The organism is Tateyamaria omphalii (genome assembly GCF_001969365.1).
GTDB lineage: Bacteria > Pseudomonadota > Alphaproteobacteria > Rhodobacterales > Rhodobacteraceae > Tateyamaria > Tateyamaria omphalii_A.
This window is the reverse complement of sequence record NZ_CP019312.1, coordinates 1,336,509-1,351,900: the sequence shown is the minus strand read 5'-3', so window position 1 is coordinate 1,351,900 and position 15,392 is coordinate 1,336,509. Positions and strand designations below refer to the sequence as shown.

The 15,392-nt window shown below is 62.2% G+C and carries 12 protein-coding genes and 1 pseudogene; 1 reads left to right on the top strand and 12 read right to left on the bottom strand.

The window, feature by feature from the left end:
- Positions 1 to 28: 28 nt before the first annotated feature.
- The 3 genes and pseudogenes from BWR18_RS06720 to BWR18_RS06710 form a co-directional block, all read right to left on the bottom strand.
- Positions 29 to 1,368 (bottom strand): annotated as a pseudogene (locus BWR18_RS06720) (cytochrome P450).
- Positions 1,365 to 2,585 (bottom strand): hypothetical protein, encoded by a 1,221-nt coding sequence (locus BWR18_RS06715; RefSeq protein ID WP_076627261.1) that lies wholly within the window; start codon positions 2,583 to 2,585, stop codon positions 1,365 to 1,367. The pseudogene BWR18_RS06720 and the gene BWR18_RS06715 overlap by 4 nt, the downstream one beginning before the upstream one ends.
- Before the next feature lie 140 nt (positions 2,586 to 2,725).
- Positions 2,726 to 3,478 carry a cytochrome c biogenesis CcdA family protein gene (locus BWR18_RS06710; RefSeq protein ID WP_076627260.1) on the bottom strand — a complete coding sequence of 251 codons (753 nt, stop codon included), beginning with the start codon at positions 3,476 to 3,478 and terminating at the stop codon, positions 2,726 to 2,728.
- 94 nt (positions 3,479 to 3,572) lie between these two features.
- Here BWR18_RS06710 and BWR18_RS06705 point away from each other — a divergent pair, with 94 nt between their 5' ends.
- The gene (locus BWR18_RS06705) at positions 3,573 to 3,803 is read left to right on the top strand and encodes a sulfurtransferase TusA family protein (RefSeq protein ID WP_076627259.1); all 231 of its coding nucleotides are present in this window, start codon (positions 3,573 to 3,575) and stop codon (positions 3,801 to 3,803) included.
- A gap of 48 nt (positions 3,804 to 3,851) precedes the next feature.
- Here the strand turns inward: BWR18_RS06705 and BWR18_RS06700 are convergent, their stop codons facing one another.
- The 9 genes from BWR18_RS06700 to purC form a co-directional block, all read right to left on the bottom strand.
- Positions 3,852 to 6,566: an Rne/Rng family ribonuclease gene (locus tag BWR18_RS06700; RefSeq protein ID WP_076627258.1), complete on the bottom strand. Its 2,715-nt coding sequence runs from the start codon at positions 6,564 to 6,566 to the stop codon at positions 3,852 to 3,854.
- Between the two features lie 415 nt (positions 6,567 to 6,981).
- Positions 6,982 to 8,478, bottom strand: coding sequence for a hypothetical protein (locus BWR18_RS06695; protein ID WP_076627257.1), 1,497 nt, complete (start codon positions 8,476 to 8,478; stop codon positions 6,982 to 6,984).
- 111 nt (positions 8,479 to 8,589) lie between these two features.
- On the bottom strand, positions 8,590 to 9,393 hold the full coding sequence (locus tag BWR18_RS06690; protein WP_076627256.1) for an endonuclease/exonuclease/phosphatase family protein: 804 nt from the start codon (positions 9,391 to 9,393) through the stop codon (positions 8,590 to 8,592).
- 71 nt (positions 9,394 to 9,464) lie between these two features.
- Complete coding sequence (locus tag BWR18_RS06685; RefSeq protein ID WP_076627255.1) at positions 9,465 to 10,145, bottom strand: HAD family hydrolase; 681 nt, start codon at positions 10,143 to 10,145, stop codon at positions 9,465 to 9,467.
- A gap of 111 nt (positions 10,146 to 10,256) precedes the next feature.
- Positions 10,257 to 11,591 carry a sigma-54-dependent transcriptional regulator gene (locus BWR18_RS06680; RefSeq protein ID WP_076627254.1) on the bottom strand — a complete coding sequence of 445 codons (1,335 nt, stop codon included), beginning with the start codon at positions 11,589 to 11,591 and terminating at the stop codon, positions 10,257 to 10,259.
- Positions 11,592 to 11,611: 20 nt separating this feature from the next.
- A complete protein-coding gene (locus tag BWR18_RS06675) occupies positions 11,612 to 13,393 on the bottom strand; it encodes a sensor histidine kinase (RefSeq protein ID WP_076627253.1) in 1,782 nt (593 codons plus the stop codon).
- 37 nt (positions 13,394 to 13,430) lie between these two features.
- Positions 13,431 to 14,099: a phosphoribosylformylglycinamidine synthase subunit PurQ gene (gene purQ / locus BWR18_RS06670; protein WP_076627252.1), complete on the bottom strand. Its 669-nt coding sequence runs from the start codon at positions 14,097 to 14,099 to the stop codon at positions 13,431 to 13,433.
- A 127-nt stretch (positions 14,100 to 14,226) separates the two neighbouring features.
- Positions 14,227 to 14,457 (bottom strand): phosphoribosylformylglycinamidine synthase subunit PurS, encoded by a 231-nt coding sequence (gene purS, locus BWR18_RS06665; RefSeq protein ID WP_076630171.1) that lies wholly within the window; start codon positions 14,455 to 14,457, stop codon positions 14,227 to 14,229.
- A 41-nt stretch (positions 14,458 to 14,498) separates the two neighbouring features.
- On the bottom strand, positions 14,499 to 15,260 hold the full coding sequence (gene purC / locus BWR18_RS06660; protein ID WP_076627251.1) for a phosphoribosylaminoimidazolesuccinocarboxamide synthase: 762 nt from the start codon (positions 15,258 to 15,260) through the stop codon (positions 14,499 to 14,501).
- Between the last annotated feature and the right edge of the window lie 132 nt (positions 15,261 to 15,392).

Below are 15,392 nucleotides of genomic sequence, written 5' to 3'. Positions count from 1 at the left end.
ACGTCATCCCGCCAAGTTACTGTTTGCGCTACCGTTTGGCGAGATTCAGCCAAATACCGTCCTTGGCCCGCACCGTCAGGTGCGCCACAGGCACAGGCACCCGCCCCTCGACCGGCGACACAGCCATATCGCGCAACACCCGCGCCAGAATCAGCGGCCCCTCGACCATGGCAAAGCCCGCCCCGGTACAGACCCGCGCCCCGGCAGAGAACGGAATATAGGCGTCTCGCCCGCAGGCACGCCCATTCTCCGTCTGCCAGCGCCCGGGGTCAAAATCATCGGGCCGCTCCCACAGCCGTTCGTGGCGATGCAGGTGCCACGGGCTCAGCACCAATTGACTGCCCCGTCTCACATCGCGGTCCCGAAACCGCTCGGGACAGGTGGCCTCCCGCACCATCATCGGCACCGGGGGATAGAGGCGCAGCGTCTCGCGAAACACATCGCGTGTGACGGGCAACTGCGACATCACCGCAAAATCACAATCCCGTAACGCCTCCGCTTCCTCTGCCACCTTGTCCTGCCACTCGGGATACAGCGCCATAAGGTACAGGGCCCAGGCCAGGGCGGACGCGCTTGTCTCGTGCCCCGCCAGGAAAAAGATCGCGACCTGATCCACCATCTCCTCAGGCGAAAAGGTCTCGCCCGTCACCGGATCACGCGTCGTCATGATCTTGGTCGCCAGATCGTCCGGGGCCGTGCCCGCCGCAATCTCCTGCGCCCGCCGGTCCACCAACTGCCCGATCAGCGCGCGAATGCGGGCCGCACTGGCGCGCGTATCCCGGCGAAACAGGCGCGGCATCCAGCGCGGCAACGGGACAAAGGCAGCCAGATTCAGGATCGGCTGGCTGCGCTGATAGATGCGAAATTCGTGAAAGACGGCGCTCGCCAGCGCGTCTTCGATGGGAATGGAAAACAGGGTGCGAAAGATCACATCCGCCGCCGCATGGCTTGTCTGCGCCTCGATCTCGACCACACCTTCGGGCAACCGGGCCGCCGCCGCCTCGGACGCGTCCCACATGGCTGGAAAGGTCTCACGCAGCCGCCCCCCTTCAAAGGCCGGATCAATAATCCGCCGCTGCCGCTTCCAGACGTCACCATTGGTCAGAAAGACAGAATTGCCCAACAGCGGGCGCAACCCTTCACCCACCCGCGCAGACTTTGGGAAATCATCGGGCCGATCTTTCAACACCGTCTTTACCAGTTCGGGCTGGTTCATCAGGTAACTGCGAAAAAACGGGGTGCGAAATTCGGCCATCCACGCGCGATAGAGCCGCGCAGGCTGCGCCGACAGGATATCCTGGCGAAACAGCTGCATGTACCGCCACAGCGACACACGGTCCGGACGGCTGGGGGTTTGGGCGGGATCATGCGGCGACGCTTGTGTATTTCGACACGGGCACGTCGATGCGCGACTTCGACGGCCGGCGATCGGCATAGCGGTCGGCCAAGGTCACCGGACCAGCCGTAATCAGGAAATAGTCGTAGTCCTTGGGCCGGTCGAAGGCGCAGAGATACTGGAAATGCAGGCGGAAAAAGCGCCAGCGCAGCTCCTTCCACCGCGCCGGGCTCAAGCTCTGGGTGAAGGCGGCAGAAAACACCAGCGGCCAGCGCTTGCCCTCGGGGGCCACACCGGACACCGCGACCGGGTCACACAGGGCAAAGGCGCAGCCGTCGCCTGGGGCCGTCACATCAACCCAGGTCAGGTCATCGCGCGCGGACAGATATCGCAGGTCTGCCCGCAACCGATGCGCATCGGGCAAGAAAGACACCATCGGCACCACCTGACCCAACGACAAAAACGCCAGGGCAGGACCGTCTGCAGACACGCGGCCCGCGCGGATCAGGTCCGACAGGATCGACACCGCCAGATGCGCGCCCGAGGAATGGCCCACCACCAACACCTCGTCCACATCATCCGCCAGCGCTGCTGCGACACTGTCCTGAAAGACACGCATGCGCGCCTCGAGCGCAGGCGGATTGGCCCCGTTCGACGCCGCCGAATAGGCGTAGTCATGCATCAGGTAGTAGGCAAAGATCTTGCCATCCTTCGCCTTGAACCAGCGCAACAGCGCAACAAAGGCCATGACGCCCAAGGCGGCACCGGCCCACGCGCCAACGGCACCGAAAAGGCCGCCGATACGCCAAAACCCGTACCACAGCGCCAGCGCCAGCAATGCCTGCCCCAAAAGCATGCCAACCGGGTAAAGCGCCGCAATCACCGGCCCCTTGCGCAGGCGCATCAAGCGGCGCAGCGCACCCGACGCGATATAGGTCCAGGCCGTACGCACCAGTTGCAGATAGGTGCCGGGAATGGACGCCTCCATACTGTCACGAACGATGTCGGACCAGACCAGCACCTCGATATCCGCGCGGACCGCATGCCCGTCGATCCGCGCATCGACCTGCCAGCCGAAATGGGCCGACTTTGGCGCCGGGGTCAGCGCGATCTCATAGCCTGAAATCGCGGACTGCGCGGCACCCTCCTTGCGGTACAGCTCCCGGTAGCGGCGGGGATGAATCGGGTCGTAGCCGGGAATGTAGAACACCCGGCGCCGTGTCACTGATTTTGGATGCGACCTGCTCATTCATGCACCTCTTGGGCGCATCCTAGCGTGGTTCTTGGACCAAAGTAAGGCGAAGAGCGACGGCGACTCCGTCTGGTTTTCGACACGAAAACTGCTGGAAATCACGCCGATATCCAAACGGTCTTTGCGTCAACGACCGCCTAGCCCAGCGTCGCGAGGGCAGGAAACTGTTCCAGCAACCAGAACGAAAACCGTGTGAACAGACCAAACAGCATTGCCGCACCCACCAGCAGCAACAACGCGCCCATCACCCTTTCGATCAGCGCCATATGCCGCTTGATCCGATTCATCAGCCCCATGGCGCGGGACATGAACATCGCGGCCAGCAGAAACGGAATGCCCAGACCGGCGGCATAGATGCCCAGCAGGAACGTGCCCCGCGTCACCGATGCCTCCGTTGCGGCCAGTGTCAGGATTGCGCCCAACTGCGGCCCGATGCAGGGCGTCCAACCGAAGGCAAAGGCAAGGCCAAGAATGTACGCGCCAAAGGACGATCCGCCCTGATCCCCCGCCTCCATCCGGGCCTCGCGGTCCAGGAACGGAATGCGGAACACGCCCAGGAAATGAAGGCCGAAGATCATGATGACCACGCCCGAGATCTGAGCGAAAAGCACCTGGTTCTGTAGGAAAAACGCCCCAAACGCCGAGGCAGCAAAGCCCAGGAAGATAAAAACAGTCGACAGGCCCAACACGAAGAAGAGCGCGGTGATCGTGGCCCGGTTGCGCCCCGACCGCCCGTCCGACATCTCGCTCACACTCATGCCGGACATATAAGCCAGATAGGGCGGCACGATCGGCAGCACACAGGGGCTAAGAAAGCTGATGATGCCCGCCAGAAGCGCCACGCTCATGGCAGGGATCAGGCTTGCGTCGATGATATCGATTCCGAACATCCCTCTCACCTAACCGCCCCGGCCCCCTGCGTCACGGGGGCCAACGGTCACATGTCTGTGGACAGAATGTAACATCGCGCCTAATTCTGCACCTATGGACGACAACGCACATGAACTCGATGCGGTGGGGCTGCTCTGTCCCCTGCCCGTGCTGAAAGCACGCAAACGCCTGCAAGCCTTGGCCAGCGGGGATATCCTGATCATGGCCGCCGACGATCCCGCAGCCGTGGTGGACGTGCCCCATTTCTGCGCAGAGGCCGGGCACACGCTCGTCTCTGCCGACACGAACGGCCCCGTCCAGCGCTACGCTATCCGCAAAGGATAAGGGGCGCGCCACAGGCACGCCCCCTCACAATCCGTACAGTGTATTGGCTTACTTGCCCAAGGACCACCAGCCGCGCTTTTTCGGCTTGGGCGGCTCGTCCGGCGCAGGTGCAGGCGCTTCGGCCACGGGTTCCGGGACCTTCACCTCTTCGACGGGCGCAGGTTCGGGCGCCGCCTCTGCTGCCACCGGTTCTGTTGTGGTCACGGCGGCCTCCTCGGCGCTCGCCTCCGCAGCAACAGTGGGCGTCTCATCGGTCTTCGCCGTCTTCGACTTTGTGCTGCGCGACCGGGTGGAGCGGGTCGTTGTCTTCGGTGTCGCGTCTTCCGCAGGCGCATCTGTCGTCTCGGATGCACTCTCCGCGTCAGCTGACACCTCTTCGGCAACGGTTTCGGCCCCCGCCGCTTCGGCTTCGGCTTTGGCCTTGGTCGAGGACCGCGAACGCGTTGAACGGCTGCGGGTCGTCTTCTTCGGTGCTTCCTCAACCTGCTCAGGCACCGTCTCGGCTACAGGTGCTTCGGCAGGCTCGGCGCTTTCGGGCTGCTCGGCTGGCTCGTCGGATGCTGCATGTTCGGACGATGCGTGGGCGCTCTCGCCCTCTGACGTCGCATCATACGTCTCTGTAGAGGACGATTTGCTCCGGCTCCGGCTGCGACGACGCCGACGGCGGCGCTTGGGCTTGGGCTCTCCCTCCTCGACCACGGGCGCTTCAGGCGCCTCGGCCTCAACCACCGCGTCCTCATCCTCGTCCACCTGATCCATGATAGACGTGTCGACCGACACAACAGGCATATCAACGGCCTTCACCACGCGGGTCGCCGTCTTGAACTTCTCCAGCGAGAAATCCGGGCTCACCAGATGCGGCTCGCCCTCGATACGGACCGACAGACCGTAGCGGCCTTCGATCTGCGCGATATGCTCGCGCTTCTGGTTCATCAGGAAGTTGGCAATGCCGACGGGTGCCTTGATCAGCACCTCGCGCGAGCGACGGCGGGTGCCCTCCTCCTCGATCTGACGCAGGATAGACAGGGCCAGGTTGTCATCCGACCGGATCAGACCCGTGCCGTGACACGCCTGACAGGGCTGGGTCGTCGCCTCGATCATGCCAGGGCGCAGGCGCTGGCGGCTCATCTCCATCAGGCCAAAGCCCGAGATGCGACCGACCTGAATGCGCGCACGGTCGGTCTTGAGCCGGTCTTTCATCCGCTTTTCAACGGCCGAGTTGTTCTTGCGCTCGTCCATGTCGATGAAGTCGATGACGATCAGACCGGCGAGGTCGCGCAGACGCAGCTGGCGCGCCACCTCGTCGGCAGCCTCCAGGTTGGTCTTGAGCGCGGTTTCCTCGATCGACCCCTCCTTGGTCGCCCGGCCAGAGTTCACGTCGATGGCCACAAGCGCCTCGGTCACGCCGATCACGATGTAACCCCCCGACTTCAACTGGACGGTCGGGTTGAACATGCCCCCCAGATAGGTCTCGACCTGATAGCGGGCAAAGAGTGGCAGGCTGTCCTGATATTGCTTCACGTTCTTGGCGTGGGACGGCATGATCATCTTCATGAAGTCCTTGGCGATGCGATACCCGCGTTCACCCTCGACAAACACCTCGTCGATCTCGCGGTTATAGAGATCGCGGATCGACCGTTTGATCAGGTCGCCCTCTTCATAGATCTTGGCAGGCGCGATGGACTTCAACGTCAACTCGCGGATCTGCTCCCACAACCTTTGCAAATATTCGTAATCGCGCTTGATCTCGGCCTTGGTGCGCTTGGCACCTGCGGTCCGCACGATCAGACCGGCACCCTGGGGCACCTCGATCTCATTGGCGATTTCCTTCAGTTTCTTGCGGTCGGTGGCGTTGGTGATCTTGCGGGAAATGCCGCCGCCACGGGCGGTGTTGGGCATCAGCACGCAGTAGCGCCCGGCCAGGGACAGGTAGGTGGTCAGGGCGGCACCCTTGTTGCCGCGCTCTTCTTTGACGACCTGCACCAGCAGGATCTGGCGCACCTTGATGACTTCCTGGATCTTGTAGCGGCGCGGGCGGGGCTTGCGCGGCGGACGGATGTCCTCGCTGTCGTCCTCGTCGGCCACGGATTCGATGCTGTCATCCTTTGATGTCGCGTCGGATCCCTTGGCTGTCACATCGTCATCATCATCGGGCGAGGCATCGTCTTCGGCGGCCACGTCTTCAACAGACGCATCCTCGGTCTCGGCTTCCGCCACCTCTTCACCGGCTTCGGGGGTCTCGACCGGGGTCTCCCTGACGGTCTCCATCGGGGACGCGGCCTCACCCTCGGGCACGGCCACATCGGCACCCGCGTCCGCCTCCGGTTCCAGGTCGATGGTCTCCATCCCCTCGATCTCGGTCGATGCGGTGGCATCGGTGTCCGCCGCCTTGGCGGCCTTGGATTTCGACCGCGAGCGGGACCGTTTCGGCTTGGGCCTGTCCTCTTCCTCGTCGCGCGCCTTCATCGCCTCGGCATAGGCGCGCTCTTCCTCCATCAACGCCTCACGGTCGGCGACGGGGATCTGGTAGTAATCCGGGTGGATCTCGGAAAAGGCCAGGAACCCGTGGCGGTTGCCGCCATAGTCCACAAACGCCGCCTGAAGCGACGGTTCAACCCGTGTTACTTTTGCGAGATAGATGTTGCCAGCAAGCTGGCGCTTGTTTTCGGATTCAAAGTCGAACTCCTCGACCTTGTTTCCGTCCACCACCACGACGCGGGTCTCTTCCGCGTGGGTGGCGTCGATAAGCATTTTCTTTGGCATAAAAGTCCATTGCGCGCCCGCAATTGTCTGGCACCAGGCGGCGCAAGGGCGTTGGGGGCGTGTCTTGTCTGGGCGATCGTGAATGCGCTGCAGATCAGGCCGGGTGGGCCGTCTGCCGGGATCAGTGATGTCCTCACGCGCGTCATCGCGGTTCTTCTCCGACACACGCGCAGCGTGCGCGGTGTCCGTTCATACGCTGCGCCAAACCTTGGTCCGCGTCAGCAACTCGTGGCCATTTCTGGCCCAATCGGTCTGTCGAAGGCGGCAGGGTCCCTGCCCGGATCAATCAACAGCGAAACTCATATGAAGCGGCGCAGGTATACGCCGGTGCTTCATCCCCTTAGATAAGAGCAAGGGGTGGCAAATGACAATGGGCAATCGCATGGACGGGCACAACCGCGCGGGGTCTGCTGCGTCACTCCGCATCTTTTTGCGACCGCCGACCAGCAATCCGTTCAAAGAAATGCATCGGGCTACGCGGTGGGGCGCCGAAATCAATCTGGGGTGAAATGAATTCGTCCCGCCAACGCGCCATATCGGCATCCGTGTCTGTGGCAAGCACCAGCGATGCAGCCCGGCTTTCAAAGAATTCGGCCTGCCGCATCGAATAGCGATAAATGCCCACCAGAATCTGCACAAGGTAGATGATCACGAACAGAATGCCGAACCGGGTCAGGCCCGAGGCGAGCAACTGTTGCGTTAGAAACCCTTCGGGCGGCGTGGGCGGCGACACCAGCACATCCATCTTGTCCGTCAGATACCCGCGAATGCCGTTCTGTGCGTCCCGCACGGTCTGCAACTGGATGTCGTTTTCAACATGTGCGTCTCGCAGATTTGCATCTTCGCGCAGCAGCGCAGACACATCTATTTCCTCATTGCAAAAAACTGTATCACCCATCAAGTCATCCCATTGGCTCATTCGCAATTGAAAGCGTTCGTTGACTTGTGCCCCGGTGCTGCTGGCCACGCTGGCCCTGAACGAACATACTCCAGGGTCGAACACCAAAGGCTCGGACGGCGTTGCGGGACGCTGCGCATTCTCGATACCGATTGCAACAAGAACGCCATAGATCCTGTCGCGCCGCTCTTCGATCCGCGCCATTTCGCCCGCCAGATCCGCCTCACTGGTCAAAAGGCGCGATTGCAGCTGCAGCGTTTGCTCCAAAGGATCACGACTGACATCCGAAGACACAAGATCACCCGCGGTAAAATACAGGTTGATCCCCAATCCGATCAGGCAAAAAATCAAAATCAACAGCAGACCACCGCGCGTCTTGTGCATCTGAGCGCGGCGATGCAAGCGCTCCGCCACAAAACGCCGGTTTTCGGTCAATCCAAGCGTGTCCCATGCCGACGACGGTTGCGTCTCGGGGACCGTGCGCCAAGTCTGTACAATCAGGTAGGCGCGCCAGCATACAGCGGCAAAAACGACGACGAGAAACATGTACAAGATCGTTGAAGTCACTGACCAGAATGTGTCTTCAAGAATCACAATCGGCTCGAGGACCGGCACGACTGGAAGACTGGTATCACCCGAAAAAGTCGGGCGTATTGATGGCTCAAATGTGGGTAACGGGTCATCCACTACCTCGTTCGTGGCATTCGAGCTGAACCATGAAGATGCCAAATTTTGCAATTCGAAAGGGTCGGCAAACAGCAAAACAACGGCCAAAAAAACGCCGATCCGAGACAACACGCGCGTCCACGCCCCGCGCGCATACCGCTCACCAATTTCAGTGGGATAGAGCATTTCCAGCACATGCGGCGCGGCCAGGACGACCACAGCGCCAATCCAGATCACTAGAGTGATCCGCCCTGCATCCAGATCAAGGTCGGTGTCCCAAGCAATCGCCAGCAGGTTCAGCCACATCAAGGGCGCGAATAGGCACAAAAACGTATAAAACCGAAGCATTCTGAAATCCGTTCGAAAAGCACGAAGCGTAAACGCAGCCCGCGCCATCGGGCAAGGGTTGTCTCACGCCCGCACCGGGAACAGCGACCCGCGCTCCGACGCACCAAAATCTCATGTCGTCAGGATCAGTGCCCTATGGTCCGACACCACGGGCTCCGCTGGCACGTCAAATCCCGCACCCAGCAGTCCCGCGCTCACCAGCATGTAATCGGCAAAGCGCTGGTCTTTCTCATACAGCACCGTCCGCGTATCGGTGATCCCGTGATGGGCAATCAGATCGTGCAACCCCACCTCCCGAAAGCGGGGGAAGGCTGCGCTGCCCGGCAACAGGTTGAAATCTCCCGCCAGAACAGCCGGCGCGTGCCCATCCCAGACCCGCTGAAAGACTTGGATTGCCCGTTCGGTCTGCGCATCCCGCGCGGGCGTGTCGCCTTTGCCCGCAGGGTCGCGCAACCCGTGGAAATGCCCCACGCAAACATGGGCGTCCGTCGCGGGGTCCGTGACCTGCGCGACCTGCATCGTGCGCGGCACCGGCTCCGGTCCCCACCCGTCCGGGCGGAATGTGCCATGCACAAAACCCTGCGCGATCTGGGTGAGGGCCAGTTCCCGCCGCACCCACATGCCCAGCCCGTGTTCCGATGGCACGGCGACGCCGTCCGCGTGCACCAGCGTGCCGCGTGTGGCCGGTGCAAAGACCGCCTGATGGTCCGGCAGCAGGTTTGAGACATCGCCAAAGAGGTCCGCCCGCTGCGCAAGGTCCCGAAAGGGATCGACATAACGCAACCACTCCGGGCTCGGCACAGGGGCGCGTGTGACCTCCTGCAGGCACAGCACATCCGGCTCCAGCGTGCTGAGCCAGAGAGCCAGCGCATCCCAGACCTGTCCGCCCCAGGCATTCAGACTTATGATTTTCATGGCACACCTTGGATCATGCAGGTGCACCAATCACCACTTGCCTTCGCCGACAAGCGCGGCAACAGGCAAGATCATTCTGCCACATTGCGCTGAGCAAACGCGCCGACCATCTCCAGCGCCGTCGCCAGATCGGGCGCGACCAGCTGCCCAAGCGCGGGTAGCGGCAGGTCGGCGGGCCGCATGTCCGGCACCTGCACCGCGCGGCAACCGGCGTGAACGGCAGATGTGATCCCGCGATCACTGTCCTCGAACGCCGCGCACATGTCTGGCGCAAGACCCAGCAGCGCTGCCGCTTCAACATAGGGGGCGGGATCCGGCTTGCGCGCCGACACCTCGTCCCCGCCCAGAACCGCCTCGAAATGATCCAGCAGGCCTGCACCGCCCAGATGCCGCCGCGCGGCCTCTCCGCTGGTCGAGGTCACCACGGCCATCCGCGCGCCCTGCCCGGCAAGCCGCGCCACGCTGTCGCGCACCGTGGGCCGCAAGGGCACATTGGCGCCCACGCGCTTGGCAACCTCGGCATGCCAGGCGCCATTGAACCCGTCGACATCCGCGCCCGCGCCCAGAAACATCTCCAGCCGCCGCACACTCTCGGCCCCCGAACACCCCACCATGGTCAGGAAAAACGCGTCCACAGCCTCAACCTCAAAGCCCTGCGGCACCAGAATGTCCCGCGCCACCGCGCCATAGATCCGCTCGCTGTCCAGCAGCAGACCGTCCATGTCGAAAAGATAGGCGAGTGGAGGCGTCATGGGGAAATTCCTTGTGTGACTATGGCCCCCTCATGCCACGCCAACGCCCCACATGAAACGACCGCCGGGGGCACCGGCGGTCACATGTTCCAACAGGCTGTTACAGCCGGATCAGAGGTAATCCGACCGCTGCAAGCCGTACTTGGCCATCTTCTCGTTCAGCGTCCGGCGCGGCAGGCACAGCTCTTCCATCACACTGGCGATAGACCCCTTGTGACGGCGCATCGTGTTGTCGATCAACATCCGCTCAAAGGCTTCCACATATTCCTTCAACGGCTTGCCCTCGGTCGTCATCACCGGCTGCATCTCTTCGTGGTCGTTCATCAACAGCGACGCGATCGAGCCCGTGCCGCGACGGGCCTGCAACACTGCGCGCTCGGCAATGTTGATCAACTGACGCACGTTGCCCGGCCACGGGGCCTGCAACAACTGCGCCGCTTCCTGGGCGGACACCTTGGGCGCCTCACACCCGTATTCGTCAGCAAACTGATCGCTCAAACGGGTGAACAGGGTCAGGATATCCTCGCCCCGCTGACGCAACGGCGGGACCGTGATCTTCAAGGCCGCAAGCCGGTAATACAGATCCGGGCGCAGCGCATCCTCGCAGGTGCGACCGGCCTCCTGCATGTTGCAGATGCCGACAATGCGGGTCTCGGCGGGGGTGCCTTGCTCGTTGATGATGGACAACAGACGGGCCTGCAGGCTCTCGCTCAACGCCTCGATATCCTCCAGCAGCAGGGTGCCACCACGGGCCTCCTCGACCGCGGGCAACGCAGAATCCTCAGGCAGCATCGGACCAAAGAGACGCTTGGCCAGCGCCTCTTCCTCCCAGGCCGAACAGCTGACAAGCACGAACTTCTTGCCCGCACGGCTGCCCACGGCATGCAACGCATGGGCGACCAGCGTCTTGCCGGTGCCGGTCTCGCCATCAATCAACACATGACCGTCGGCCTGACCCAGATCCAGAATATCCTCGCGCAGCCGCTCCATGACCGGGCTCTGACCAATCAGCTTCTTCATCAGCTGACCACCATCGCTCAACTCGCGGCGGAGCAGACGGTTGTCCATGGTCAGGCGGCGGGCCCCGGTGGCACGCTTGGCCAACTCACTCATCCGGTCGGGGTTAAAGGGCTTTTCAAGAAAATCGAACGCCCCCACCCGCATGGCCTCAACCGCCATGGGCACATCCCCGTGGCCCGTGATCATGATGACGGGCAAGGCGCTGTCATTGCCCATCAGCTTCTTGAGAAACTGCATCCCGTCCATGCCGGGCATCTTGATGTCGGAAATCACAATGCCGGGGTATTCCGGCCCCAACACCTTCAGCGCGTCCTCGGCGCTGGCAAATGTCTCGGTGTCGTAGCCCGACAGGGCCAGCCACTGGCTGATGGATTGGCGCATGTCCTGTTCGTCATCGACGATGGCGATCTTCATGGCTTGGGTCATCTCATGCTCCTCGCGGGTCTCTACTGGGCCGCGCTGATCTTGTTGTTGTCACCTTCCGTGTCCTCGTCACCAAGCACCGGAAGCTGCATTTCGAATACGGCGCCGCCCATCTGTCCGTTGCGGGCAACAAGCCGTCCGCCCAAATCGTTCACAATGCCGGACGAGATAGCAAGGCCCAGACCAACCCCGTCGCCGGGCTGCTTGGTTGTATAGAACGGCTCGAACAAACTGTCCAAATCCTCGATCCCCGGACCATTGTCGCGCACGGTCAGCGTGGCGGTTTCCCCTGCGGACAGGATGATATCGACCTGTGGCTCGCGTTCCGACTTGGTGGCGTCAATCGCATTGCGCAAGAGGTTCACCATCACCTGCTCGATGCGCATCCGGTCGCCCAGCACCTCGATGGGCTCGGGCGGGACAACGCGGTTGATCAGCACCTGCCGCTGGCGCAATTGCGGCTCCATCATCGACAGACTGGACGCCAGCGCATCGCCCATGTTTACAGGGCTTAGCGCGTCCTGACCCTTGCGGGCATAGGACTTCAGCTGGCGCGTGATCGCGCCCATCCGTTCGATCAGATCGTCGATGCGGCCAAAGCTGACCAGCGCCTCGTCGGGACGGTTGCGGCGCAGCAGCAGACGCGCACCGGCAAGATAGGTTTTCATCGCCGCCAGCGGCTGGTTCAACTCGTGACTGACCGCCGCCGACATCTCGCCGAGGGCGGCCAGCTTTGACGATTGCTCAAGGGTCTGTTCGGCCTGTGCCAGGTCCTCCTGAACCCGTTTCCGCTCGGCGATTTCCCGCTGCAACTGGATGTTCAGATGGCGAAGCTCTGCCGACTCGCGCGCAAACAAGGCGACGCGCAGGGCCGACCGACGGCTCATTGCATAAAAAGCAAGCGCCAGGAAAATGGCGAATCCCATGATTTCAAGGGCCAAAACCCCGTTCACGCGCTCGCGTACGGATTCGTATGTGGTAAAGGACGTCATCCGCCAGCCGCGGAACGGGATCCGCGCCTCCAGCCGCATCACACCCTCGCCCTGCAAATAGGCGTCGGGGGGCAAAGCGGTCCAATCAGCCGTGGCACGAATGGCGCGTTCAATGGCGCTTTGCGGTGTCTGGCGCGCCAGCGCCACCTCCTCGGTCCGCCCGCGCCAGCGCGGTTCAGTCGCAAGGATGATCTGCCCGGCACTGTCGGTGACCAGAACCGCCGCCGAAATCCCGGCCCAGGCGCGTTCGAATTTCTGCAGATCAACCTCGACCGCGATCACACCCAGCACATCACCGCCCGCCGTCACACGGCGGGAATAGGTAAAGGTAAAGCCACCCGCCTCGCGCTCCGCGACCGTGAATATGGTGTTGTTCGCCCGCAGCGCATCAATGAAATAGGGTTCGGTGCGGTGGTTCGATCCAAGCCTGTTGCGGTCCGTCGCAGCGACCGCGCGCCCGTCACTGTCCAGCAGGATCAGGTTGGCGGCGCCAATCTCTTCGACAAAGGAAATCAAGCGCTGCGTGGATTGCTGATAGTCTTGGCTGTTCAGCGCGCCAATCAATGTCGGATCCCGCGCAAGCAGCTGCGGCACAATCTGGTTCTGGCGCAGCTCGCTCAGCAGATTGCCGGAATAGAGTGCAAGCCGCAGTTCGGCCCGGTTGCGCGTTGTTTCCGTAAACCGATCTGTCAGCAGGCGGTTGGTAAAGAAAACGGTGACGACCGCAGCGATTGTCAGAACCACAAGCGCGATGCGCACACGCCAACTGGTCGTGGACGTCCGGGGTTCCTTGTTACGCACAGCACCTGACATAACGCCGACCCTACGGCCTCGGTCGGACTGGCTCAAGTCATGCCGACGTCAGCTGCCCCGCCACTGCGCGGAAGAGCGCCTGTCCGTCCGTGCCGCCATGGCCGGCATCCGCTGCCCGTTCGGGGTGCGGCATCATCCCGAGAACCCGGCGGTTGGGGGACAGGATACCCGCAATGTCGCGCTGCGATCCATTCGGGTTGTCGGTGTAGCGGAATGCCACGCGGTCCTCACCCTCAAGTGCTGCGAGCGTGGCGTCATCCGCGAAATAGTTGCCGTCATGGTGCGCAATCGGGATATCGACCACATCACCCGCGTTATAGCCCTCGGTGAACGCCGATTGCGACGTCTCGACCCGCAGGCCAACGGTCTTGCAGATGTATTTGAGCCCCGCATTGCGCAGAAGCGCGCCGGGCAGGACGCCCGTCTCGGTCAGCACCTGAAACCCATTGCACACGCCAAGCACATAGCCGCCCCTGTCTGCATGGCCCTTCACCGCCTTGCAGATGGGCGAATGCGCCGCGATGGCCCCACAGCGCAGATAGTCGCCAAAGGAAAACCCACCCGGAACCCCGACGATGTCGACGCCCTCCGGCAGGTCCGTGTCCTTGTGCCAAACCATCTCCACATCCGCGCCCGCCGCCCGGAAGGCAACGGCAAGGTCCCGGTCACAATTCGATCCGGGGAAGACAACAACGGCAGCTTTCACGTCACACACTCCTTGAGCGTTAAGGTTCTGGCAAGGTCTCGCGGGGGCTTTTGGTTGAGGTTCACGTGGTAATAAATTGTTTTACAACAATTTAATCCCCTGTTAACCGTTCACAGCTGTGAACTCTTCACCCCATCTCCACCCGGTAGCTTTCAATCACGGTATTGGCCAAAAGCTTCTCGCACATTGCGGTCACATCCGCTTCGCTGGTGCCGTCGGCCAGGTCCAGTTCGATCACCTTGCCCTGCCGCACCCCGTTGACCCCGTCAAAGCCCAGGGCCCCCAGCGCATGGCGCACCGCCTCCCCCTGCGGATCCAGCACTCCGGTCTTCAGCATCACATGCACGGTCGCTTTCATGCCCTGCCCTTCATTGTTCTTCAAATATGCAATTCCGACGCTCAGTTGATGAGCGTCGGCTTGGTGATCGGTGCGGCGTTCTTGGGCATCACACCCAGGCGCCGGGCCACTTCGGTATAGGCATCCGTCAGGTTGCCCAGATCCCGGCGAAACACGTCCTTGTCCAGCTTCTGACCGGTCTCGATATCCCACAAACGGCAGCTGTCCGGGCTGATCTCGTCGGCGATGATCAGGCGCATGAAGTCGCCCTCATAGATCCGCCCGATCTCGATCTTGAAGTCCACGAGCCGGATCCCGACCGCCAGCATGACGCCGGACAGAAAGTCGTTGACCCGCAGCGCAAGGGACAGGATGTCGTCCATATCCTGCTGGCTGGCCCAGCCAAAGGCGGCGATATGCTCTTCGGTGACCAGCGGATCGCCCAGCTTGTCGTCCTTGTAGCAATATTCAACGATGGGACGCGGCAGCTGCGTGCCCTCCTCGATCCCCAACCGCTCGCTCATGGTGCCGGCCGCATAGTTGCGCACGATGATCTCAAGCGGCACGATCTCACAGGACCGCACCAGCTGCTCGCGCATGTTCAGACGCTTGAGAAAGTGCGTCGGCACGCCGATCTGGCCGAGGCCCGTCATGAAGAATTCGCTCAAACGGTTGTTCAGCACGCCCTTGCCCTCGATCACGTCCTTTTTCTGGGCGTTGAAGGCGGTGGCGTCATCCTTGAAATACTGAACAACCGTGCCGGGCTCGGGACCTTCGTAGAGAATCTTGGCCTTGCCCTCGTAAATCTTTTTGCGTCGCGCCATGGGCGTCCTTTCGCGTGTGCGGGCGGCTGAGTCTGCCCTGCAATGGGCACCTCATAAGCAATCGACCCAAATGCCGCAAGCAATGGGGTTGCATGGGCCATGCGTGCCTGCCTATCTGATACGGAAACATTG

Coding starts and splice junctions, on each gene's coding strand:
- BWR18_RS06715 (WP_076627261.1), bottom strand. CDS start 2,585: ATGAGCAGGTCGCATCCAAAATCAGTGACACGGCGCCGGGTGTTCTAC.
- BWR18_RS06710 (WP_076627260.1), bottom strand. CDS start 3,478: ATGTTCGGAATCGATATCATCGACGCAAGCCTGATCCCTGCCATGAGC.
- BWR18_RS06705 (WP_076627259.1), top strand. CDS start 3,573: ATGGACGACAACGCACATGAACTCGATGCGGTGGGGCTGCTCTGTCCC.
- BWR18_RS06700 (WP_076627258.1), bottom strand. CDS start 6,566: ATGCCAAAGAAAATGCTTATCGACGCCACCCACGCGGAAGAGACCCGC.
- BWR18_RS06695 (WP_076627257.1), bottom strand. CDS start 8,478: ATGCTTCGGTTTTATACGTTTTTGTGCCTATTCGCGCCCTTGATGTGG.
- BWR18_RS06690 (WP_076627256.1), bottom strand. CDS start 9,393: ATGAAAATCATAAGTCTGAATGCCTGGGGCGGACAGGTCTGGGATGCG.
- BWR18_RS06685 (WP_076627255.1), bottom strand. CDS start 10,145: ATGACGCCTCCACTCGCCTATCTTTTCGACATGGACGGTCTGCTGCTG.
- BWR18_RS06680 (WP_076627254.1), bottom strand. CDS start 11,591: ATGACCCAAGCCATGAAGATCGCCATCGTCGATGACGAACAGGACATG.
- BWR18_RS06675 (WP_076627253.1), bottom strand. CDS start 13,393: ATGTCAGGTGCTGTGCGTAACAAGGAACCCCGGACGTCCACGACCAGT.
- purS (WP_076630171.1), bottom strand. CDS start 14,457: ATGAAAGCGACCGTGCATGTGATGCTGAAGACCGGAGTGCTGGATCCG.
- purC (WP_076627251.1), bottom strand. CDS start 15,260: ATGGCGCGACGCAAAAAGATTTACGAGGGCAAGGCCAAGATTCTCTAC.